The organism is Candidatus Avelusimicrobium stercoris (genome assembly GCF_002437085.1).
Taxonomy (GTDB): domain Bacteria; phylum Elusimicrobiota; class Elusimicrobia; order Elusimicrobiales; family Elusimicrobiaceae; genus Avelusimicrobium; species Avelusimicrobium stercoris.
Map to the genome: position 1 here is coordinate 35944 of NZ_DJOA01000027.1, position 23924 is coordinate 59867.

Here is a 23924-nt window from a genome sequence, read left to right on the forward strand (position 1 = left end):
TTTGTACTTGTCTGGCTTATTTCGCTAACGCGACCAAGCTCGGCAATTCTTTCTGGACGAAATAACAAAATCCCCCGCAAAGCGGAGGATTTTGTTTGTGTCAGCAGACTATTTAGCCAAAGCAACAAGTCCAGGAAGTTCTGCCTGTATAAAATAAGCCCGCGCCCTTGCGGACGCGGGAAAAAGCAAGGTCGGACAGAATTTCCGGCTTATTTGGCTAACGCCACCAAGCCCGGCAATTCCTTCCCTTCCACAAATTCCATACTGGCACCACCGCCGGTGGAAACGTGGGAAAGTTCCTTCTGGTTGAATTTGCCTTTTTTGAGCACGTTGACGCTGTCGCCGCCGCCGATAATGGTGGTCGCGCCGGCTTTGGTGGCGTCAATCATCGCTTGGGCAATGGCAAAACTGCCTTTGGCAAAGTTCGGGAATTCAAATACGCCCATCGGGCCGTTCCAGAAAATGGTTTTGCATTTAAGCAGTTCTTCGCGGAACGCGGCAATCGTTTTCGGACCGATATCCAAGCCCATCAAATCAGCCGGGATGTTGATGTCTTCCACGGACACGGGTTCGGTGGTTTCGGCAAATTCTTTACCGCACACGTGGTCCACGGGCAACAAGATTTTAACGCCTTTTTCTTGGGCTTTGGCCAAAACGGCTTTGGCTTCGTTTTCTTTTTCGGCGTCAAACAAGGACTTGCCGATTTCGTGGCCCTGTACTTTGAGGAACGTGTAAGCCATACCGCCGCCAATGACGAGGACGTTTACCTTGTCCATCAAATTGTTGAGCAACATAATTTTGTCGGACACTTTGGCGCCGCCGACCACCGCCGCAAACGGGCGGGCCGGGTTTTCAAGGGCTTTACCCAAAAATTCTACTTCTTTTTGCACGAGGAAACCCGCGCAGCCGGGCAAAAAGTCCGCAATGGCGCTGGTGGAAGCGTGGGCGCGGTGAACCGTACCAAAGGCTTCCTGCACAAAGATTTCGCCGTGTTTAGCCAACTGTTTGGCAAATTCGGCGTCGTTCTTTTCTTCTTCGGGGTGGTAGCGGAGGTTTTCCAAGAGGGCAATTTCGCCGTTTTTGGTTTCGGCTACTACTTTATCGGCTTCCGGGCCTACACAATCTTTGGCGAAATGCACCGGTACGCCGAACAATTTTTCCACTTCGGCGGCCACGGGAGCCAAACTAAATTCCGGCACTACTTTGCCTTTCGGGCGGCCCAAGTGGGCGATAAGCACGATGCGGCAGTTATTGTCAAGCAGGTATTTAATGGTTTTTTCGGTAGCGACGATGCGTTTGTTGTTATCTACTTTACCGTCTTTCAAAGGTACGTTGTAATCTACGCGCACCAATACTTTTTTGTTTTTCAGGTCCATATCCTGAATTTTTTTGATGCTGTCAAAATTCATAGTTTCTTTTGGCTCCTTTAATAATTCCCCCGCCGTAAAAGCGGGGTTTCTCTACTCTTTAATTTTACAAAATTTAGACGTCTTCGGCACGATTAGCGCTTTTGCGATTTGGCTAACAGTTGCAAAATTTCAATGTAGAGCCAAATAAGCGTAACCATTAAACTAAACGCGGCGTACCACTCCATATACTTAGGCGCGGCAAAGCGGGAGGTCATTTCGTCAATAAAATTAAAGTCCAGCAAAAAGTTTAACGCGGCAACAATGCACACCACCACGCTAATGCCGACAGACAGCGGCGAGTTGGACGTTAAATAGGCCGTGCTTACGCCAAAGAGCGACAAGATAAATGAACCGATATATAACACACAAATAGCGAGCGTGGCCGAGAAAATGCCAATCATTAGCCCACGGGATACCTTGATAATTTTTGTGCGGTAGATAAAAAGCATCGCAAAAAATACCAAGAACGTAATCGCCACCGCGTTAAACACAATGCCCTTAAATTGGGCGTTGTATTGGGCCGAAATGGCACCTAATAAAGCCCCTTCCAAGAGCGCATAAATGGGTGCGGTAAAGGCAGAAATGGACGGTTTAAAGGATGTAACCATCGCCAGTGCAAACGCTCCGATGGCGGATATCCCCATCGCCAGACCAGAAATTTGCGGGTTCGTCCACGTAAACATCGCCCCTACCACGCATAAAAACAGCAGGCAGAAGGTTTTGTTAATGGTGCCTTGCAGCGTCATTGGTTGTACGGCACGAGCAGATTCTTGCGCGCGTTCAAACGCGGCTTCGTTAAACATAGGATTATTAGCCATATTTCCCCCTTTTGGTAAGATACTTTTATTTTATAAAAATTTGGTTAAAAATAGTAAAAAAACACCCGCCTTTTGGGCGGGTGTAAAAGCAAATGGAATTGGGTTATTTGTAAATGGTTTCGTCTTTGACGTGAGAACGAATATAATTCCATTCCGAAGCCGGTAAACTCTTTTGCAGGAAATGCAAAGAATTCTGAGTCAAAAAATGATACCAGCGGCCGGATTTGCGTTCGTCCTTTTTGGAGTTGGTATTGTTAAATCCCAATAAATAATCCAAATTGCTTCTATTGGGGTTTCTTCCAAAGACCGGGTCCCCCGTGTCGCCGTCAATAACTTTCCAGCAAACTTGGAAGCATTGCGTGCCTGTGCAGACGTTTACAATATCCACTTCGGCGCACTCACGTCCGCTAAAAATCATATCGTCGCGGTTGAGAATCATCTCGGGGAAAGTCGTTTCCAATTTCTTTGCATCTTTGGCAACGAACAGATCCGTAATCGGCAATTTTTCAATTTCTTTTTTTAATTTGGCGTTAGTTCCGTCAATAGCGATAAGTAATAATTTGCCCTCTTGGCGGAAATCTCGGGGTTTAATGGTTACCCCAGCCACTTTGATGCTGGAAATCCAGCGCTGTACCCTTTGGGTGGTAATTTGGGGTTCTACGCCGTTTCCCATATATACAATATGCTCCCCTTTGCCACTTAAATCAATGCAAGCTCGGGAGGCCAAAAGCGCATTGGGCGAGATGCGTACCGCGGGGCATTTTTTTACAATGGGGTCATTGTTTGCGTACACGTCGGTAAAGCGGGCTTGCACCGTCATTCTAATCATAATGACTCCTTTTTTATGTGCATTGGTAGAAGAAGATGCCGCCAATTTCTTTTTAAGCGCGGTGTTAAGTTTTTGGGACACATTTGGCGTTTGCGCGTTCAAGACGGCCGCGCAACCGCAAAAGGCAAACAGCAAAACTAATAATTTTTTCATAAAGTTCCTCATAATTAAAAAATAGCCTTTTCTATAATAATATGATTTTTAGTATCAAATTTCCAGGGCCAAAGGGCCCAGGCCTTGTATAGGCCCACAAAAATATCCCCCAGCATTTGCTAGGGGATATTTAAATTATTTCGGATGAGTGGTTATCTTTGCTCGTAGGTCGATACTTGGGAGTGTCTGGGCATTGCCCTTAATGCGTATGCGGCTTTTTCCACGGTAATGAAACTCTTGGCTGTTGGGAAGAGCGCTTTAAAGCCATTTTGCAACGCCGGAGTACGCACAGGCATAGCGAATTGGTAATAATCGGTATTGGCGATTTTAACGTGTCTGAATGCTTTTAAATTCTTGTCCGCGGCGCCGTCGCCCTTGTTGTTGTATTCGTATTCAAAACTTTCTTGTTGATAGGGTGCATTAAATTTGTCCAAATTAATGCTGAACGTGAACCAATCTTTCTGGGCTCTTTTTTGCATTTCCTTAAAACAATCGTTTTTGAACGCCACATTGACCGTACCCAAGCCATTTTTTTTGTGGTAATCCATCAAAATTACGCTGCAAGTATAATGTTCCGCCGAACTTTCCATTTCGTCTGTGCGGATATTTTGATAGTCGTTAAACCAAGTAATTCGAGCCTGCGTTTTTGCCTTGGCCGGGATAGCATTATAAGCCCGTTTGGACGCGGCTTTTTCGCGAGCGGCTTGCTTGTCGTGGGCTTTTTTCCAGTCAACATACGAAAGAATCTTTTTGTTATTTTGCGCCCATTGGGCGAAAGAGTAGGTATCAGCAGACTTATACGGCTGCGCCGAAGCCACAGCGGTTAATACACCAAGTGTTAAAGCAACTGCTAAAAGTTTTTTCATATTTTCTCCTTTTGGTTTCTTTTATATATTCTATACAACTATTTAACATTTTTCCAGTTCCCAAAAGGCCCACTTCCCCCAGGGCCAAAGGACCTATAAAAGGCAATACTGGGTTGCTCGTTCTTGCTTTTTCCCCAAAAACAAAAAAAACCGGGACACTTTTAAAATGCCCCGGTTTTTCGTCCAGACTGTTAAATTACATCATACCGCCCATTCCGCCCATACCGGGCATCGCGGGGACGTGAGCACCTTCTTTTTCGGGGGCATCAGCCACCAAGGCTTCGGTAAGGAGTACCGTGCCGGTGATAGAGGCCGCATTTTCAAGCGCGGTGCGGACCACTTTGGCCGGGTCCACTACGCCCGCCTTCAAAAGGTCACAGTAGGTGTTGTTTTCGGCATCGTAGCCGTCGGCGGCACCTTTCATACTAAGCACCTTGTCCACTACTACCGCGCCGTCCAGGCCAGCGTTGGCGGCAATCTGTTTCAAGGGGGCCGTCAAGGCTTTCTTAACAATGTTGATACCCGTGCGGATATCGTCGTTGTCGGCTTTCAAGGCTTCCAAGGCCTTTTGGCTGCGGGCCAACGCTACACCACCGCCGGGCACGAGGCCTTCTTCCACACCGGCTTTGGTAGCATTTTTGGCGTCTTCCACTTTGGCTTTTTTGGCTTTCAGTTCGGTTTCCGTAGCAGCACCTACGCTGATAACGGCTACACCGCCGGAAAGTTTAGCCAAGCGTTCTTGGAGTTTTTCTTTATCGTATTCGCTCTTGGAGTTTTCAATCTGTTTGCGGATTTGTTCGGCGCGGGCCGCAATGGCTTCCTTGCTGCCTTTACCGCTGACGATAGTGGTATTTTCTTTATCTACCACTACGCGGGCGCATTGGCCAAGCATAGCGAGTTCGGCCTTGTCCAACTTAATGCCGCGTTCTTCGCTAAGCACTTCGCCGCCCGTCAAAATGGCGATATCCTCCAACATTTCTTTGCGTCTGTCGCCAAAGCCGGGGGCCTTTACCGCGCAGCCCTTCAAGGTGCCGCGGAGTTTGTTCACTACCAAGGTAGCCAACGCTTCGCCGTCCACATCTTCGGCGATGATGAGGAACTGCTTGCCGCTTTGTACGATTTTTTCCAAAACCGGCAAGAGGTCGTTCATAGAGGAAATCTTCTTATCCGTAATGATGATGTACGGGTTTTCCAACACGCACTCCATACGTTCGGAATCGGTTACAAAGTAAGGAGAAATGTAACCGCGGTCAAACTGCATACCTTCCACAATATCCAGTTGGGTGGTAGCGGTTTTGCCTTCTTCTACGGTGATGACGCCTTCCGCGCCGACCTTTTCAATCGCTTCGGCAATCATATTACCGATTTCGCGGTCGTTGGAAGAAATAGTAGCAATTTGGGCTTTTTCTTCTTTGGTCTTTACGGGTTTGTGCATTTTGGACAGTTCAGCCTTGGTGGCTTCTACGGCCATTTCAATACCCTTTTTGACGAGGGTCGGGTTGGCGCCGGCGGTAATGTTTTTAATCCCTTCGGTCAGCATCGCGTTGGCGAGTACCGTGGCGGTGGTGGTACCGTCGCCGGCTACGTCGTTGGTTTTGGAGGCGACTTCGCGGATTAACTGCGCGCCCATATTTTCAAACTTGTCTTCCAGTTCAATATCTTTGGCGATGGTTACGCCGTCGTCAATAATAAGAGGAGAGCCGAATTTCTTTTCCAATACTACGCTTCTGCCCTTAGGCCCGAGCGTAACTTTTACAGCGTTTGCAACTTTTTCAATACCCGATTTCATTTTGGCGCGGGCATCGTCGCCGTACATAATTTGTTTAGCCATACTGATTATTTCCCCCTATTACCCTAAAATACCCAAGATTTCGTCTTGGTGGATGATTAAATACGTTTCGTCGTCCAGTTTTACTTCGGTTCCGGAGTATTTGCCGTACAACACGCGGTCGCCTTTTTTAACGTCCATCGGCGTGCGTTCGCCTTTTTCGTTCAATTTGCCGGCACCGACGGCCAAAACTTCGCCTTCCATCGGTTTTTCTTTGGCGGTGTCGGGAATGATGATTCCCCCCTTCATCGTTTCTCTTTCAATGGGCTTTACGATTACACGGTCGCCCAACGGTTTAATTTTTACTTCTGCCATTTTCACTCACTCCTTATGAAGATATTGTAAATATAACGCCTGTGAGGTTGTTAGCACTCACTTTGGCTTAATGCTAATTTAGCATTTCTGTTTAAAATTGTCAACCCCCTTATTAGAGTGCTAATAAAGGGGTTGTTAAAATACGGTTTTTTCAGGCGGAGATTACCTTCTGGAAAAGAACGTTTTTAAGCGTTGCTTAAAGGTAAGTTTGCGTGCCGGAAGAATTTTAATAAGGACGGCGGAAATATTGTCCTGCCCGTCTTTCTCGTTAGATACGCGCACCAGTTGCTTGCAGAGTTTAACAATAGGCAACTGGCTTCCCTCGCGCAGGATATTGCCCATATCGTTTTCGGAAAGCCCCTTATAAAGGCCGTCTGAACACAATAGCAATGTATCGCCAATTTTGACCGGGAATTTTAACAGGTCAAATTCAATATTTTTTTTAATACCCATTGCGCGGGTGAGGACATTTTGGATTTTGGAGTGGTCGGCCTCGGCTCGGGTTAAAAGGCCACGGCGGACGTGTTCCATTGCCAATGAGTGGTCCGTGGTGATTTGGACAATCTTTTTATCCCTAAACAAGTACAGGCGAGAGTCCCCCACGTGTACGGCGGTGGCGAAATCCCCGTCAAAGAGTACGCCCGTCAAGGTGGTGCCCATCATACGGTAAATGTCGGACGATTGCGCCGTGGAATAAATGGCGGCGTTAGCCAAATTGGCGGCCATTAACAGTTTGCGCTCGGCTGGGTCCAGTTTGGGCAAAAAATTCTCCGGGATTTTTAATTGGTTGGTATTTACCTTGCGTATGGTTTCCGCCAGTACGGACACGGCGATATTGCTGGCGATTTCGCCCGCGCTGTGCCCCCCCATACCGTCGGCCACTACGCCAAGGCCCAAGTCGGAAGAGATGAGGACGTTATCTTCGTTTTTTTCACGGATTTTGCCAATGTCGGTTACGGCTGCAAATTCTATGTCAAAACTGCTCATAACTCCTCCTCTTTAAACAAAATAGTGCCCGCGCACGAGCAAACGCCGAACAGGTAAAGCATTACGATTAAGAAGCCGTAGGCATTGTTATCTTGTGCGTAATGGTTGAAGTTGTAGAGTGGCAAACTGACCGCATAATCCCACACAGAGAGGTACATTTTGTTTTCCCCGCCGTGATAATATTGCTGTAAGAAATGGATAAACATCGGTCTTGTCTGCTCATTAAACACACCCGGGGCCACGCGGTTGATGCGGGTTTCCAAGAACGCGTATGTTTCTTCCTCGGTCTTTCCAGTCAGTTCGTTGGTTTTATTAATTTCCGCAAAGGTTTGGCGCTGGCTTTTAATGCCTACCAATTTTTCCATACGGGCATTAGATTCAGCGTCGTGGGTAGAGGCTACTTTAATATGGTCGGTTAAGGCCGCCAAGGTCTTGTTGGTCGTTTCCGTCAGGCCGGACACCGCATATACCCACATTCCGCCAATGGCTAACAGCATTAGCACAAACGGGAAGAGAATACTGTTTTCCCGCTTGATGAGCAAATAATAAGCCGATAAGAAGCCGCAGAAGAGGGCCGCATAAAAGACTACCTGTACGGTAATGTTTTGGCTGGCCGGCGGAATAGACAAGTGCGCCGCCAAAAATGCGGTTACCATAGAAAAGATAAGGAGTGCGACGCCCAGCACGCCTTGCGCAATAGAGCGGTTTACGCGCCAGCACAGCGACAATCCCCACGCGGTGGCCAGTACCAAATAGCACAGGTAATATTCCGGCGTAAAGAGGTATTGCCCCACTTGGGATAAGTCCATAAAGGCCGCTTCGGGAGTGAATAACCCCGTCATATACGACACTGCCGCCAGCACTAAAAGCAGTGTGGTGGAGCGCGAAAAGGCTTTTATGGCGGAAGAGGCGAAGATAAGCAGCAGGGTAACGGTCGCCACGCCCGTCATAAGCGCCTGGTTGGGTTCGTACTGGGCCGCAAAGAACGGGTTAATCAGGTTGGATAAAAAGCCCGCTGTTAAATCCGTATGCACGGAGCAAATCTTGCCGAACGTATAGAAAACGTAAATAATCCCGGCGGCAAACGCCATAAAGAGCGGTACTAAAAGGATGAATTTTACAATATCCGTAGCCGCCGCTTTAATGGCTGGTGCTGGGCTTGGGCGCATTTTGCGCACCTGTTTGGCGGGTACAAACACATTAACGGGTTTGACATCTTGTGCCGTCATCATTTGCGGTTCCGGCTCTTTTTTAGGAACCTTGGGCGTATCGGGAATATCCGCCGCCGCGTTTATGCTGGGCATAAGCGAGGGCAGACGGGCCGAAGAGGTGGTTTTGGGGCGGGCCGCCGCTTCCTGTGCGCGGGCTTTGGTAATGCTCTGCGTGGTGGGCATTTCCTCTTTTGCGATTTTTAACGGACCTTCCTCGCCCAAATCAATAGCGCGGCCGGAGTTGCCCATTTTTACGCGCAGTTGGTCCTCCGCGCGCATTTTTTGGAAATACTGATAGGTTTCCTTGGCGGTTTGGAAGCGGTCATCCGGGTTTTTGCTCATCAGTTTTTGCACCGCAAGCGCAAGCCAGCCCGGCATATCCTTGCGGATTTTGGCCGGATTGGGCACCGGGTCGTTGATGTGCTTTTGGATGATATCAATGGTGTTTTTGCCATTGTACGGAAATTGGCCCGTCAGTACATAGTACATACTGGCCCCGACGGAATACAAATCCGCGCGCGTATCCAAATCTTTGCCCAAGGCCTGTTCCGGCGCGATAAAATACGCCGTACCGGCCAGTTCGGTGGTTTTGGTGGAGCCTTTGCTTTTATCCACTTTTTTGGCGATACCGAAGTCCACCACTTTGGGCTGCATTTGCGGGTTAATTAAAATGTTGGAGGGTTTAATATCACGGTGGATAATCCCCTTTTCGTGCGCGGCGGACAAGCCCTGTAAAACGCCTTCAAACAAGTCCAAAATCAGCCCAATCGGCAGGACCTTGTTGCGCTTTAACATCATTGAAAGGGTTTGCCCCTCAATAAACGACATTACAATAAAGTAATAGCCCTTTTCCTTGCCGACGTTATACACGTTTACAATGTTGGGGTGGTCCAATTCCGCAATAGCGCGGGCTTCGGTTAAAAAGAGTTCCACCGCTTTTTTATCGTTAGCCAAGGCGGGGCTTAAAATCTTTACGCAGACGATGCGGTTTAAGGCTTTGTGGCGCGCTTTATATACCGCGCCCATACCGCCTTCGGCGACTTTGTTTAAAATTTCGCAACCGGAAATTTCTTTTCCAACCAACGAGGGAGTATTGTTCATATGTTCCTTTACAACCCAAATATAAAAAACTTTAAATAAATGGTGCAAAAATTGCTTGATTTTATGATAACCAAGCAATAGAATATAGTTATAGTTAATCTTATCATATTTTACGGGAATAGTTATAGTCTTTTTACGGGGGTGTTTTATATGAGCGAAAGCAGTTTTACGTTACTTAGGGATATTGGTACGTTGCCACTTGAAAATGACGAAGAGGTCCGTTTTAGTATTGACGCGTACCGCGGGTTCCGCTATGTGTCTGTGCGGCGGTATTTATTGACGGACTCTTTTAGTGGGGCCACGCGCGACGGCGTAACGATGACGCCGGAAATCTTGCGCGCCTTGGAGCCGCTGTTGTCTGCGCTGCCAGATGACATTAAGGCCGTAAAGGACGGCACGATTGGTAAGTTTGCCAAGCGCCCCGGCATTTGCATTGTGGCTTCTATTGGTACTTTTAAGAGCCGCCGCGGCTTGGACCTTCGCCAATGGCAGGAAGATGTCGGGTTTACCAAAAAAGGCATTTGGCTGCCGCTAGAAAAACTGCCAGAAATAAAAAAACTTTTTGCGGCCACCCGCCAGGCCTTGGACGAAAAGCCCGAGGATGATTTTTAAGCCGTTTCCCTGTAACATTAAAAAGCCCCGCTCAAACGAGCGGGGCTTTTCGTCTGTTTATTTGTGTAATTCTTCGTGCGGGGTGGGCAAGTTGTGGTGTTCTGCCAGCATTTCCTTGGCGTTTTCAAAAACGCGGTCGGGCAAAATGTCCCGCATACATTTAAAATGGCCCAAGGGGCATTTCTTCCCCCCGTGCAGCGCACACGGGCGGCACGGCAAATCCTTTACCTCTACCACTCTGTGCCCTTCCCCATACGGAAAGAAGCCCAGTTCGCGCGTCGTCGGCCCAAAGATAGCCAAGGTCGGCACGTCAAAGGCGGTGGCAATGTGCATAGGCCCGGAGTCGTTGGTGATAAAGAGTTTAAAGTGCTTCATTAACGCCATTAAATCGGCCAGGCTGGTTTTGCCGCATAAGTTGGCGGCGTGGCCTTGGGACAGTTGGCAGATTTTTTCGCCCAAGTCGGCGTCTTTATGCCCTCCGCCCACGAGTACGGCCTGTACGCCCAGTTCGGTTTGCAGGCGGCTAATCAGTTGGACAAAATACTCCATCGGCCAGCATTTGGTCGGCCACGCGCTTCCGGCGTGAATACCGACGAGAGTTTTGCCTTCCAAGTTAAAGTCCTTCATTAAGCGCGCGACGTTTTCCTCGGCGGACGGCGCATAGCGCATATTGAGTTTTTCGGCCTTGAATTTTTCCTTTACAATGCCCTGCAAAAGCGAAAGGTTGCGCTCGGCATCGTGAATCATCCAAGAGAACGGCACCGTTTTGGTGTATAAGAACCACCCCTCGCTGGACGTAAACCCAATGCGCACGGGCACGCGGGAAAGCCAAGCAATAAGCGCGCTTCTAAAACTGCGGTGCGGCACGAGCAAAATGTCAATGTGGGACTCTTTAATGGCTTTGGCCGTTTTCCACACGCCGACGATTTTATTCCAGCCGCGTTTGTCGTTTAGGATAATTTCGGAGACTTCCTTCATCGGTTTAAAAATATCTTCCGTTTGCGGGCGGGTAATAACGACGATTTTGGCCTCTGGGAAGAGTTTAGCCGTCTTTTGGATAAGCGGCGTAGTCAGTACGCTGTCGCCGATGAACGAGGTTTGAAAGATACCGATTTTGTTTACCTTTTTCCCGGCCAGGTTGGCATCTTCGTAGGCCCAGTCGCCCAGTTTCGGCTCTTTATATTTAATTTCAATGCCCCACGGTTTAAGGGCTTCCAAATATTTTTCCAAGGTGTGTTTTTCAAGTACCGGGGAAGTTTTGTGGAATTTTACGAACATCCTGCGCGCCACGGAGTTTTTGTCGTAGCGGACGCGGTGCGGAATACGGCTGAAAAAGCCCATTAAAATACTTTTTAAGGTAGCGTGTAAGTCCAAATAGTGCGTAAAGTGCCCCGCACGGATTTGGCGGATGTTGGCCCACAGCCCCTTTTTGGCGACCATAATTTCGTCAATATCCGGGTGCCCGGCGAGCACTTGGGCAAACTGCGGCTTTACCATAAGCGTAATGCGCGCGTTGGGCCATTGGGCCTTGATATTCTTATATACCGGGGAGGACAAAACAATATCCCCCAGCGAAGAAAGACGCACGACTAAAATATTAGGGTTATTTTCGTTCATAGTTGTTTACCACTTCCATTATACGGTTGGTTGCTCCTTTAAAACTTAGCGCCGTTTTGCGCGCTTTTTCGGACATATTTTCCAGTTGTGCCGGGTCAGCCAGCAACCGCAGCACCGTTTCTTTAAAATTGGTTTCGTTTACCAACACTCCCCCGCCGTTTTCCAACAGGGCTTGGGCGGTTAAGGGCGCGTTATAAAAATAGCGGCCGAACAGAACGGTTTTGGATAAAATGGCCGGTTCCAACAAATTGTGCGCGCCGCGCGGTACGACCGAGCCCCCCACAAACGTAAGCGAAGCGCAGGCGTAGAGGGACTGCAACAGTCCCATTACATCGGCGCAGAGAATATCGGTATTTTTATCAAATTGGCCTTGGCTGACAAACGCGTAATGAAGCCCGCTTTGGCGCAGGGCGGTTTCAATTTCCGGCTTGCGCTCCAAATGGCGCGGGGCGAAAATAATCTTGGCGCCCGTTTTTATAATGTCCGCCGCCGCCCGCAAAAGCATTGTTTCTTCGGCCGGGTGCGTACTGCCCAGCACCAAAATTTTGCGCCCGTTCCAGCCGAGGGCGGTCAGCATTTTTTCCACCTCGCCCACCTTGGCGGGATTATCGTTTAAGGTGTCGTACTTTACGTTGCCGCAAACAAAGATTTTATTTTTATCCATACCCAATTTTTCGTAATGTCGGGCGGCCTCTTGCGTTTGTAGGGCGGCAAAGGACAGCGTGTTAAAGGTTTCTTTAAAAAGCGGCTTGATAAGCCCGTAAGCGCGGGCCGATTTGGCGGAAATGCGCCCGTTAATCACCGCCGCCGGAACGCCCGCTTGGTGCGCGGCGGCCAGCATATTGGGCCAAATTTCCCGCTCCACCACAAACAGGCGGTACGGTGTAGCCAAACGGATAAAGCGTTTGCAGGACGGGTAAAAATCAAGCGGGGCCAAAAAGGCTTTGGTAATGTTGGGGTTTTTGAGGGCGGTTTCCTTGCCGGCCTCGGTGGTGGTGGTTACGATAACGTCTTTTTTGTAAAACGCTTTTAGGCGGGAGATGACCTCCTTCATAGACATCACTTCCCCCACGCTTGCACAATGGAGCCACAGGGCCCCTTGGGGGATTTCCCCCTCTTTTTCAAGCCCGAAGCGTTCCTTTAATTCCTGGTACAGGTGCTTTAAAAGTCCGCGCCGCGGCGAGCACAAAAAGCCCAGTAGCACGCCTAATGCGGCCAAAGGAAAAATGAGGTTAGTCAAAAATAAAAGGACTCTTCCCATATATATCTTATTATATGATATTTGTCTGTCCGTCGGCTACTGGGGAATAAAAAAGCCCCGGGGTGAACCGGGACTTGGGAAAGAATTATTTGGTTTCTGTTTCAGCGGTGGCGGTATCGTCTGTGCTTTTCTTTTTAAAGAGCCCGCCGATGCCCTTTATCACGTTTTTGGCGGTATCAACCCCGGTTTGCGCTACTTGGCCTGTGGTTTTAACGGCCCCGGTGGCGACGTTTCCGGCGGTACTTGCGGTGCTGGCGGCTACCTTACCGGGCGTTTTGTAATTTAAAATACCGCCCAGTACGGAGCCCACCGTGTTTAGCACGTCCAACTTGCCTGACGGGTTATCCATCGTCCCGCCGATTTTAATGATGACAGGCGTTTGCGACGTAAGCACCGTAGCGGATACCTTCATATCCAAGGCCTGCGTGTGGAAATTGATATTCCCACTTCCGTTAATGTTGGTCAGTTTGGAAGCAAAGGTCGTCTTATCCACCTTCATTACGCCGCTGGTAAAGGTATATACGCCCTCGCCGTTGGTAAAGGCGATTTCACCCTTTTGCGCGTTGGCTTCGGCCGGGAAGATATCCACATTTAACTTGCCCGCCACCTTGCGCACGAGCGTGATAGGCAGGAGCAGAATTTTGACGTATTTATTCCCCTTAACAAAGGAATCAATATCCGTAATGGCGCCTGGCTGTAACACAAAGGAAACCTGCCCGTTGGCCTTTTTCATCGTTTCGCTTACGCCCGTTAAGTTGGCATTTAAGGTAAAACCGTCCGCGCGGAAATACGGCACGCTGATAGGACCTACTTTAATGTTACTTTTAATATTCATTAAAAGTTCCGGGCCCGCGGTTTTTTGTTCGGCGGAAGCAGTTTTTCCCTCTTCCGTTTCAGCCGACGCGTAGGACGGAAATTCCTTTAAGGTAAATTTGTCCAGTTCCGCGTTAAAAACGATATTCATTACGTCCTTAATGTTTTTGTACGAGAAAGAGGACGAAAATTTTTCCCCGTTTAATAGGCCGGTAAGCGACGGGCAGGAAATATCGTTAATGGAAGCGATTTTAACCGTGCCGTTTAAATCCTTCACCGTAAACGGCGCATACATTGCGCTTACGTTTTTTAAGGTTACTTGGCCGCTTACGTCTTGTCCGTCATTTTTATCGGTGGCCTTAAACGAGCCCGTAATCAGTCCGCCGGGCTGGAAATCGGCCACGGTGTCGGTCATTTGGACGATTTGGCCCAAATCGGTGGATAAGTCCGCCTTGACGGAATAGGTGGGCGTGGCGCTTGCCCAGCCTGCTGTGCCAGAAGCGGATAAGGCGCTGTCCATTACCGAGAGTTTGATAAGCGAAATAACCGCGGTGGATTTTTCCAAATCCGCCGAAGCCTTTACCGCCATATTGATAACCGGGAGCGAGAAATGCGGCAAGTCCGGCAGGATTTCGGCTACCGTTGCGTTGCTGATGCCGCTTAACGTACCCGTCAGTTCGGCCTGCGGGGCTTCAAAGTTCTTTACGCCGCCCTTTAATTGGAGTTTTACCGTCTTGTAAGAGGCGGAAATGTCATTAACCGTTACATACGCTTCGGGCATATTTAAATTAGCCAAAAATGTACGCAGGGAAATGCTTACGGGAACCGTCATATTGAGCCTGGCGGCGGAATATTCGGTGGTGAATTTGATTTTTACGTCAAACGGACTATCCAAATCAAACTCGCGGATTTCCACCTGCAATTTGTTGACGGAGGCGTCCATACCCGTTTGCAAATCTTTATAGGTAAAGTTGCAGTTGTTAAGCACAATTCTGTCAGCCAGCAGTACAAAGGCAAGGCCGGAATTGTCCTCTTGGGCGGTTTCGGCAGGCGTATCAGCCCCGTCCGAAGCCGGGATAAGCGTGTCAAAATTAAAGGATCCGTCTTTGTTTTTAATGACGTTTACATCCAGCCCGTCCACCGATACGGTGGAAATTTCCACCCGTTTTTTAAGTAGTGGCATTAGGGCCAGTTTCACCACCAATTTATCGGCCTTAACAAAGGTACCGTTTTGAAAGGTGGTATTTTCGGACAAGGCAAAGTTATCCAGCGTTACCCCAATGACGTTAAAGGAAATTTTGTCAAAAGAAATTTCCCGCTGCAAATTGGTTTTTGCATAATCTACGGCCATAGCCTTTAATTTTTCCGGCGGGAACATAATCCGCAGGGCAATTAACCCCGCCGCCAGCAAAATTACGCATACGACCGCAATTTTTACAAGTAGTTTGAATAATTTTTTCATATCTATATTGTATTTCTTTTCTTTTTCGCCCGGCAAGCGCGCAAAAGGGTTATTTTTGCGGGTGTGTATCGTCGGAGACGATTTCGGCTTCTATCACGTCTTCCGGCTTGGTGCGGGAGCGGCGGAAGGCTTCCAAATCCTTATGAAGCATCGCTAATACTAATAGGGCAAAGGCCCCGTCGTCCGTAATGCCCAAAACGGGCAGCACGTCGGGCAACAGGTCAATGGGCGAAATAACATACACCAGGCACAGCACCGCCCAAAAGAGCGTGGCCCACGGCATTTTGTATTTGCCGCGCAAAATGGCCCACACCATTGGGAAGAAACTAGCAAAGTCCTTAAATACTGCCAAGGGGTTAAATTTCATTTTTTCCACACTGCTATTTTTGCGCATTGGCCGGCGTGTCGTTCATCGCCCGTTCCTCGGCGCGCATACCCAAAATGTTTTCGTTTACGCGCAGAGCATAGTCGCCGATTCTTTCAAAGTTATTTAAAATGTCGGCGTAGGCGGTAATGGAGTCCGGCGTGGAACTTTGGCCTGCGTTAATGCGTTCGCGCAAATCGTGCAAGAAGCGTTTGCGCAGGGTGTTTAAAAGTTCCTCATCTTTGAGCGCTTCGTCAAAGGTTTTTTCCGCCTGCAAATGCCATTGGCGGGTGGGCTGTTGGATATCTACCAAAATGCGGCGGGTGCGCTTGGTGATGTTTTTGGTCAGTTTGGCGATTTCCTCCAAGTCCTCAATGTCGGCTTCGGTAAACGGTTGTTTATCGTGGAATTTTTCCAAAATGCGGGCGATTTTTTCGCCGCAGTCGCCCATATGCTCAATGCTGTTTAACACGTCAAAGAGCGAGAACGCCTGCGCCACCGCCTGGCGGGATAGGTTCCCGTGCGTAAGGGCGGTTAAGTAAATATTAATTTTATGTTCCAAAACGTCGGTGGTTTTTTCGGCGGCTTTTACGTCCTCAATCAAGCGGGAGAACATTTTGTCGTCGTCAACTTTTACGGCGTGGATGAGTTTATCCGTCATTTTGGTTACAAAACTCATCATACGTTCCACCTCTTTGCGCACCGCAATTAACGCCAGTTCAGGCGTGCTCGTAAAGCGTGTGGATAAAAAGATAAGTTCGTGTTCCTTTTTGTCCTCGCGTTTGGATTTGGGGATAATAAAATAGGTCAAGTGCGCCAGTTGTTTTAAAAGCGGCAGCATTAACATCGTGTTAATCACGTTAAACACGGTGTGAAAGGCGGAAATGTGGTATGGGAGGACAGCCGTTAGTTGCTCCGGATCCTGCGTGTAAGGCGAGCCGGGCACAATCCAGTCCACAAAGTTCACAAAGTGTTTAAAAATGCACACCACCCAGAAGACGCCGATAATGTTAAACAAAAAGTGCCCGAGGGCGGCGCGCTTGGCAGTTTTGCTCGCGCCGATAGCGGCCAAGTTAGCGGTAATGGTGGTGCCGATGTTTTCCCCCAACACAAGCGCACACGAGGTCGGAAAGTCAATAATCCCGGCGGCGGCGCAGGTGAGCGTCATTGCCATAACGGCGCTGGACGATTGGAGAATAACGGTTAAAATAGTGCCACTGAAAATGAGGGTAAGCAAATTAAACAAATTGTCCGGGCGGAAGCGGGAAATCCAGGCCACCACCTGCGGGTTTTGCGCAAAATCGGCCGGGATGGCGTTCTTCATTATGTCCAAGCCCAAAAAGAGAAGGCCGAAGCCGACCAAGGTTTCCCCAATGCGGCGGATAATGGCAAATCTGGGGATGAACTGCGCAAAGAAGCCAATAGCGATGACGGGCAAGGCAAAGAGCGAAATTTGCATTTTAAAGCCGAACAAACTGACAATCCACGCTGTCATTGTCGTACCGATATTTGCCCCGAAGATAACCCCTAAGGATTGGTACAGGTTCAAAAGGCCCGCGCTCGCAAAGCCGACGACCATTACCGTCGTGGCGCTAGACGATTGGATAATGCTGGTTACCAGCGCGCCGCAAGCGGTAGCCGCAAAGCGGTTCGTGGTGGCGATGCCCAGCAGTTGGCGCATCCTTTCACCGGAGGCCTTTTGCAGGCCGTCGCTCATTATCTTCATACCGAATAAGAACACGGCCAGGCCGCCGAGTAAGTTTAAAATTTCAAGCAAGGTTGACATTTGTGGGAGTTCTCCTTAATTCATATAAAAAGAAAGAGCCGTTTAATCGGCTCCTTCCGTAACAAAAATACACTGGCCCGCCGCAAGTACGGCGGGGATAGATAAAGAAACGCAAGCGTTACTTGGACATTTTAATGGAGGTTTGATTGTCATCCGGTTTATCCGTTTTTTCGTGCTTGGTTTGCTGGGCCCACATTTGCTGATTGGCTTCAATTTGTTTGGCCATTTCGTCGTCAAACAAAATAGTGGGCATACGGTCTTCATCCGCGTACTGAACGATATCCTCGCTCTTGGGCGGTTGGTAAACTTTATCTAAATGTTGGTTCATCGCTTCCGGCTCGGCGGATTTTAAAGAGGCACGCGTTACCTGCAAGCCTACTTGGTGGTGCAGGTCCTGCTCGGTAACGGGTTTGCCAATGCCGGGCGGCAGGACGTTATTGTCCGCCCCAAAAACTTGGGTGGGTTCATCCGTCAGTTGTACTTCGGGCGCGGGCGTATAGGAACCGCGGTTTTCACCGTAGTCCAGGTTTAAAAAGACCAAAATGTAAAAGCCTGCAAGCGATACCCAAAAGAGAAACCACAACACCAGCAGCACACCGCCCGCAACCAGCCACGGGGCGGTAAGGGCGGCTAAATGGAAACTGTCCGCAAAGAAGAGCGGAATCCCCACATACAGCGCATAGCCTGCTGCTCCCACCACTAAAATAGGGGCTAAAAAGGAAATCAGACACATTGATAGGGTCATCCCCCAGCGGTGGCCGGTTAATTGCCAACTGTAAATAAGGGCGGAAATGGGGCCTTGTTCTCTTAACACAATCGCCGCCGGAACGAAAATCGTGCGGAATTGCAAAAAGAGAAACAAGATATATCCGATAACGGCAATCGGCACCGAGCGGGAAGCCACCATTAATATAGCCAAGCCACCCGCTACTACACCCATTATCAGGGAATAGATAACCAAATAAACGGTGGGTAAGGCCGCATTTGTGCAGGAGTTGGAAAAGGATTCCCCGTCGTTTTGCGCTTTAATACCCAACTGGCGCATAAATACCGCCCCACAAAAGAGGGAAAAGGGCATTACCAAGATTTTGGCAATAACCAGCGGCAGGCCCAGCCAGGCAAAAGCAAAGATGAGCGCATATAGCAAAATCCCCAATAAAATGAGGGCGAAAATAGCCCCCCCAGCCCGGTTGGTTAAGCGGAAACTGTTAAGAAAGAGAGTAAATATATTTTGTTGTTCGCGGAGGTCCATTTCACCGCTCCTTATTAGAGTACACAAACATTATAGCAAAACGCGCGCGCGTTGCGTAGAAAATCAGAATAATTTTTCTAACGCCTTAGCGGCGGAAAAACCACTGCTCCAAGCCCATTGCAGGTTGAACCCGCCCAGGCGGCCCGTTACGTCCAATAGTTCACCGATAACATATAAGCCGGGGATATGGCGTGCCTCAAAGGTGGACGGATTGATTTCGCGCACATCAATGCCGCCGGCCGTTACCTCGGCCTTGGAAAATCCGCCCGTTCCCGCTGGTACAAAGGTAAAGCGGTTTACCAGTTGGGCGGCCTTTTCTATTTCCGTGCGGGAAGCGTTGGGCAGTTTATTGTCCAGTTCCCCAAGCAGGGCTTTTACAATTTTTGCACTTATTTTGCCGTGCAAGGCGGCTGAAAAGGTGTGGGCCGTATTTTTTTGCGCGGTGAACAGCGCGTGTGCATCCTCTCCGGGCAGGAAATCCACGGTTACTTTTTCCCCTTCCTTCCAAAATAGCGAGGCAGACAGAACCGCCGGCCCGCTGATACCCTCGTGTGTAAATAGCAACGAGCCCTCAAAAGAGTGCTCCCCGCACGATACGCGGGCGTTTAGCGTGTTCCCTGCCAGTTTAAAAAGTTGCTCCCGCAAACTTTTTTCAAAGGTAAGCCCTACAAGCGCCGGGCGCTGGGGAATAATGTTCAGGCCAAACTGGCGCGCTATTTTGATACCAAAGTTGCTTGCGCCCAAGGCCGGGAAGGATAATCCCCCCGTAGCCAACACTACGCGCTGGGCGCGGATAGGCCCGGCCGAGGTATTGACCACAAACAGACCGTTTTCCTGTTTTACATCTAGGGCCTGCGTGTCTGTTAAAATTTGGGTGTTGGCCTCGCGGGCGCGGCGGATGAGAAAGCGTACAATGTCCCGTGCGTCCATAGCAAAGAGTTGCCCGTCTTTCCGTTCTTCCCATTTTATTCCCGCTTCGTCCAGCAGAGAAACAAAATCTTGTGGTTTTAATGCGGCCAGAGCGTTTTTGACAAAGTGTTTATTTGCACAGGCGTAGTCCGTGGCGCGGGCAAAACGGTTGGAAAAATTGCATTTTCCTCCGCCCGAAACGCTTATTTTGCGGCCCGGGTGGGTGTTGTGTTCTATTAATACTTTGGGGCTTCTTGAAAAGCTGCCTGCGCAAAAAAGCCCGCCGGCTCCTGCGCCGATAATAGCGGTGTGAAAAACGGTATTTTTAAGTTCGTTGTAGTTCATATATATAGGTTTTCTATATTATACAAAAAGAAAAAATTTGATTTTGTTTTCAAATATGCTATACTCTTAATAGGAATTATTATTAATAATTTAAAAACTATGCAAACCAACACACAAAACGACGAATTGCAAAAACGCTTGGCCTTTTTTGAGGACCAATGCCGCGCAAGAGGATTAAGAGTAACCAACCAACGGCGGGAAATCTTCCGTGCGGTGGCGGCCTCGTGCGAACATCCGTGCGCGGAAAAAGTGTTTTTGGCGGTGCGCAAGACGATGCCTAATGTGTCTTTGGATACGGTGTACCGCACGTTATCGTCGCTGGAAGAAATGGATTTGCTTATGCGTGTCGGGCTCTCGTCCAAGGCGCGCTTTGACGGGGATTTGCGTCCCCATTGCCACTTTGTGTGCACGAACTGCGGGGAAGTGTATGACGTATTTTTAAAGGAAGGCGAGTCCTTGCCTTTGCCGGCGGACGTGGCGCATTGGGGCGAAATAAAACAGATTAATTTACAAGTGCGCGGGCTTTGCAACAAGTGCCGCGGCAACAAATAGGATAAAATAGGAGACAATATGGAATTGAAAGGAAGCAAGACGGAAAAAAACTTAATGACGGCTTTTGCGGGCGAATCGCAAGCCAGAAACAAATATACGTATTACGCCTCCAAGGCTAAAAAAGAAGGCTTTGTGCAGATTTCTAAAATTTTTGAAGAAACCGCCAACAACGAAAAAGAACACGCCAAACTTTGGTTTAAAGCCTTGCACGATAACAATATCCCCACCACGGCTGAAAACTTGGTAGATGCCGCCAACGGCGAACACTACGAGTGGACTGATATGTATGCCACCTTCGCCAAGGAAGCCAAAGAGGAAGGCTTTGACAAACTCGCCTTCTTGTTTGAAGCCGTCGGCAAGATTGAAAAAATGCACGAAGAACGCTACCGCAAACTCCTGCACAATGTGGAAACCAACGAAGTCTTTAAAAAAGCCGGTATCGTTATGTGGGAATGCGCCAACTGCGGACACATCCACATCGGCGAAAAAGCCCCCGAAGTGTGCCCCGTGTGCGCTCATCCGCAGGCTTACTTTATGATTCACCCGGAAAACTTCTAATTGCTGTTTGAAACAGATAAAAAACCCGCTCCTTGGAGCGGGTTTTTTCGTGTAGAAAAAGGGGCTGCTAGTCGCGCTTGGCCGATATTACTCCCCCCGCAGCCGCTAAGGCCGCACCTAAAAACATTGCCGCCTGATAGCCGCGCAAGAAAGCGGTTTCGCTATCTGCGCCCGCACGCACAAAATGGTTTTGCACCGCCGCGTAAACGGCCACGGAGCAGGCAATCCCCATAATCATCCCGGCGTTGCGGGCTAGGGCGTTTACGCTGGACACAATGCCCAGTTTATTTTTCGGGGCCGCGCTGATAACTGTATTATTGTTGGGAATTTGAAACGTACCTGACCCACAGCCAAAAATCACCTGTGCCAGCACAATATAGGCAAAGGACGGTTTTGCGCCGACAAAGGCAAAAAGCATTGCCCCCGTAAAGGCAAAGCCAAGTCCCACCGTGGTAATAATCCGGGCAGAGTACCGCTCCGACAGTACGCCGCTAATCGTGGATGAAATGGCGAGCGCCACCGGGAACGGCAAGACCAGAAGGCCCGTTTGCACCGGGTCAATATGCAAAATATCCGCCGCATAAAACGGAAATAACACGGCGTTGGTAAAAATAGACATAAAGCCCAGCACCGCCACTACATACCCATAGGAAATGGCCGGAATTTTAAAGATGTCTAGGCCCATAAAGGGCGTTTGACTGGTGCGCTCGCGGTAGTAAAACAGCAGGAAAAATAGCACCGCCGCCGCAAACGCGCACAAGATAACGGGCGAAGTCCAGGCTTTGTTGGGTCCCTCGTTCATCGCATAGAGGAAACTTAAACTGGACAGGATAAAAAAGGCCGCCCCGCTGATGTCCATACGGATTTTTGTTTTCGGGTTAAAGCGCGGGATAATCTGTATGCCGCGCCAAATGCCGATTAAACTGACGGGGATGTTTACCCAAAAGACCGATTGCCAGCCCCAATGCTGGATTAAAAAGCCCCCTACCGCCGGGCCCGCCAAAGAGCCCAAGGCTACCACAGCCCCCACGCCGCCTAGGGCGCGTCCGCGGTCTTTACCCACAAAGGCTTTGGCGATAATTGCCTGCGCATTAGCCATCATTGCGCTCGCGCCCAATCCTTGTACGGCACGGGACAAAATCATCAGCGGCAAATTGCCTGCCAAAGAACACAACAGCGAACCGATACCAAATAGTAAAAAACCGCTTAAATACATCTTTTTGCGGCTGAACATATCGGAAAGTTTGCCAAATACGGGCAAAAAACAGGTTACCGCCAGCAAATATACGCTTACAACGGATTGGATGCTTTCAATATCGGCGTTAAATTCCCCCGCCATAGAGGGAAGCGCGATGTTTACAATTCCGCCGTCCAGCGTACCCATAAAGGTCCCGGTGGCGGTAACGGTAAAAATAAGCCACTTGCGCGAAAGGTTAAGCGGTCGTTGTTTCATAGAACCCCCGCGGCTGCGCCTTGCGTTTCTTGCGTTTGTCGCGCGCGGCCGAGAAGTACGCCGCCGCCAGCGAAACCACTATGCAGAAAATCATTGAATATTGGTAAGCGTTCATAAAAGAGGTTTCATAATCCGCCCCGATATTTACATAATGGCGGCGTATGGTGGAAAAAATAAGTACCGATAGCGCAATTCCCATTACCGCCCCCATATTGCGCGCAAGTGCGCTCAAACTTACCACCATACCCAAGCGGTCGGCGGGTGCGGCGCTGACGATGGTGTTATTGTTGGGCGCCTGAAACGTGCCCGACCCACAGCCCATAATCATTTGCGCAATTACAATATAGGTATAAGAGGGATTTTTGCCAATGCCCACAAACATAGCGGCACCGATGATAATAAACCCAAAGCCTACGGTGGTAATCAGGCGCGCCGAGTACCGCTCGGAAAGCCAGCCTGAAAACGGCGACGAAATAGCGAGAGCCACCGGGAACGGCATTAACAGCAAACTCATATGCACCGGGTTTAAGTGCATTACATTAGCCATATAGAAAGGAAATAAAATACCGTTGCAGTTTAGTGCAATAAACCCCAGCAAAGAGACGATACAGCCGTACGAAATCGCCTGTATTTTAAATAAAGATAGGCCAATAAAGGGCGTTTTGCTAGTTCTTTCGCGCCAATAAAACCCCGCAAAAAAGATAAGCGCGGCCACAAACGAGCCGATGATCAGAAAAGAGGTCCACTTTTGGTTTTCGCCCTCGTCTAATGCATAAAGGAAGCAAAAACAGAATAAAATAAAGCAAACCGCGCCCTTCCAATCCAGTTTCACTTGTTCTACGGGCTTAAAGTGCGGAATAATTTGTATCCCGCGCCAAATGCCTAGCATACTGATAGGCACATTTATCCAAAATACCGATTGCCAGCCCCAATGCTGGATTAAAAAACCGCCTACCGCAGGGCCTGCCAAAAAGCCCGCCGCCACCATAGCGCCTATACCACCTAATGCGCGTCCGCGGTCCTTGCCTTTAAAGGCCTTGGCAATAATGGCCTGGCAGTTGGAAATCATTGCGCTGGCTCCTAACCCTTGCAGGGCGCGGGAGAAAATCATCCAACTTAAACTTTGCGAAAACGTCGCCGAAAAGGAACCAATACCAAAGAGCAAAAAGCCCGTCAAATACAGGTATTTGCGGCTGTACATATCGGAAAGTTTTCCAAAAACGGGCAAAAAACAGGTGGTGGTAAGCAGGTAAATGCTGACTACCCATTGGATTCGCTCCAAATTGGCGTTTAAATCCTTTGCCATTACGGGCAGGGCCACATTTATAATACCCCCGTCCAGCGTGGACATAAAAACCCCAATGGCCGTTACGGAAAAAATCAGCCATTTATAGGCAATGTGCGGCGTTTTTAGTTTCATAAG

Annotated in this window: 20 protein-coding genes; 3 read left to right on the forward strand and 17 right to left on the reverse strand. The window is 49.1% G+C overall.

Annotation, left to right across the window (positions count from 1 at the left end; translation table 11 throughout):
- Positions 1 to 209: 209 nt before the first annotated feature.
- The 8 genes from B2118_RS04290 to B2118_RS04325 form a co-directional block, all read right to left on the reverse strand.
- Positions 210 to 1409: a phosphoglycerate kinase gene (locus B2118_RS04290; protein ID WP_428053482.1), complete on the reverse strand. Its 1200-nt coding sequence runs from the start codon at positions 1407 to 1409 to the stop codon at positions 210 to 212.
- A 92-nt stretch (positions 1410 to 1501) separates the two neighbouring features.
- Entirely contained in the window at positions 1502 to 2227 is a 726-nt protein-coding gene (locus B2118_RS04295) for a Bax inhibitor-1/YccA family protein (RefSeq protein ID WP_428053484.1), read from the reverse strand.
- Positions 2228 to 2330: 103 nt separating this feature from the next.
- Positions 2331 to 3209, reverse strand: a complete 879-nt coding sequence (locus B2118_RS04300) for a hypothetical protein (RefSeq protein ID WP_428053486.1) — start codon at positions 3207 to 3209, stop codon at positions 2331 to 2333.
- Positions 3210 to 3361: 152 nt separating this feature from the next.
- Positions 3362 to 4075, reverse strand: a complete 714-nt coding sequence (locus tag B2118_RS04305) for a hypothetical protein (protein ID WP_428053488.1) — start codon at positions 4073 to 4075, stop codon at positions 3362 to 3364.
- Positions 4076 to 4271: 196 nt separating this feature from the next.
- The gene (groL, locus tag B2118_RS04310; protein WP_428053490.1) at positions 4272 to 5906 is read right to left on the reverse strand and encodes a chaperonin GroEL; all 1635 of its coding nucleotides are present in this window, start codon (positions 5904 to 5906) and stop codon (positions 4272 to 4274) included.
- An 18-nt stretch (positions 5907 to 5924) separates the two neighbouring features.
- Entirely contained in the window at positions 5925 to 6218 is a 294-nt protein-coding gene (locus tag B2118_RS04315) for a co-chaperone GroES (protein WP_428053492.1), read from the reverse strand.
- A 162-nt stretch (positions 6219 to 6380) separates the two neighbouring features.
- Positions 6381 to 7205, reverse strand: coding sequence for a PP2C family protein-serine/threonine phosphatase (locus tag B2118_RS04320; protein WP_428053494.1), 825 nt, complete (start codon positions 7203 to 7205; stop codon positions 6381 to 6383).
- On the reverse strand, positions 7202 to 9517 hold the full coding sequence (locus B2118_RS04325; protein WP_428053496.1) for a serine/threonine protein kinase: 2316 nt from the start codon (positions 9515 to 9517) through the stop codon (positions 7202 to 7204). The genes B2118_RS04320 and B2118_RS04325 overlap by 4 nt, the downstream gene beginning before the upstream one ends.
- Positions 9518 to 9667: 150 nt before the next feature.
- On the opposite strand from B2118_RS04325, the gene B2118_RS04330 reads away from it, so the two are divergent.
- Positions 9668 to 10129 (forward strand): hypothetical protein, encoded by a 462-nt coding sequence (locus B2118_RS04330; RefSeq protein ID WP_428053501.1) that lies wholly within the window; start codon positions 9668 to 9670, stop codon positions 10127 to 10129.
- Positions 10130 to 10186: 57 nt separating this feature from the next.
- Here the strand turns inward: B2118_RS04330 and waaF are convergent, their stop codons facing one another.
- The 7 genes from waaF to B2118_RS04365 form a co-directional block, all read right to left on the reverse strand.
- Positions 10187 to 11746 carry a lipopolysaccharide heptosyltransferase II gene (gene waaF / locus B2118_RS04335; protein ID WP_428053503.1) on the reverse strand — a complete coding sequence of 520 codons (1560 nt, stop codon included), beginning with the start codon at positions 11744 to 11746 and terminating at the stop codon, positions 10187 to 10189.
- A complete protein-coding gene (locus tag B2118_RS04340) occupies positions 11733 to 12986 on the reverse strand; it encodes a 3-deoxy-D-manno-octulosonic acid transferase (RefSeq protein WP_428053505.1) in 1254 nt (417 codons plus the stop codon). Before B2118_RS04340 ends, waaF begins: the two co-directional genes overlap by 14 nt.
- A 106-nt stretch (positions 12987 to 13092) precedes the next feature.
- A complete protein-coding gene (locus tag B2118_RS04345) occupies positions 13093 to 15282 on the reverse strand; it encodes an AsmA family protein (protein ID WP_428053508.1) in 2190 nt (729 codons plus the stop codon).
- A 49-nt stretch (positions 15283 to 15331) separates the two neighbouring features.
- Positions 15332 to 15649: a YkvA family protein gene (locus tag B2118_RS04350; RefSeq protein ID WP_428053579.1), complete on the reverse strand. Its 318-nt coding sequence runs from the start codon at positions 15647 to 15649 to the stop codon at positions 15332 to 15334.
- 13 nt (positions 15650 to 15662) lie between these two features.
- A complete protein-coding gene (locus tag B2118_RS04355) occupies positions 15663 to 17432 on the reverse strand; it encodes a Na/Pi cotransporter family protein (RefSeq protein ID WP_428053510.1) in 1770 nt (589 codons plus the stop codon).
- Positions 17433 to 17550: 118 nt separating this feature from the next.
- The gene (locus B2118_RS04360; RefSeq protein WP_428053512.1) at positions 17551 to 18684 is read right to left on the reverse strand and encodes a hypothetical protein; all 1134 of its coding nucleotides are present in this window, start codon (positions 18682 to 18684) and stop codon (positions 17551 to 17553) included.
- A 63-nt stretch (positions 18685 to 18747) separates the two neighbouring features.
- Entirely contained in the window at positions 18748 to 19938 is a 1191-nt protein-coding gene (locus B2118_RS04365; RefSeq protein WP_428053514.1) for an NAD(P)/FAD-dependent oxidoreductase, read from the reverse strand.
- A 99-nt stretch (positions 19939 to 20037) separates the two neighbouring features.
- Between B2118_RS04365 and B2118_RS04370 the strand changes: the two genes are divergently transcribed.
- Complete coding sequence (locus tag B2118_RS04370; RefSeq protein ID WP_428053516.1) at positions 20038 to 20490, forward strand: Fur family transcriptional regulator; 453 nt, start codon at positions 20038 to 20040, stop codon at positions 20488 to 20490.
- An 18-nt stretch (positions 20491 to 20508) separates the two neighbouring features.
- A complete protein-coding gene (gene rbr / locus B2118_RS04375) occupies positions 20509 to 21048 on the forward strand; it encodes a rubrerythrin (protein WP_428053518.1) in 540 nt (179 codons plus the stop codon).
- A gap of 67 nt (positions 21049 to 21115) precedes the next feature.
- Here rbr and B2118_RS04380 read toward each other — a convergent pair whose 3' ends face one another.
- Positions 21116 to 22501 carry an MFS transporter gene (locus B2118_RS04380; protein ID WP_428053521.1) on the reverse strand — a complete coding sequence of 462 codons (1386 nt, stop codon included), beginning with the start codon at positions 22499 to 22501 and terminating at the stop codon, positions 21116 to 21118.
- A complete protein-coding gene (locus B2118_RS04385; RefSeq protein WP_428053523.1) occupies positions 22482 to 23921 on the reverse strand; it encodes an MFS transporter in 1440 nt (479 codons plus the stop codon). Before B2118_RS04385 ends, B2118_RS04380 begins: the two co-directional genes overlap by 20 nt.
- Between the last annotated feature and the right edge of the window lie 3 nt (positions 23922 to 23924).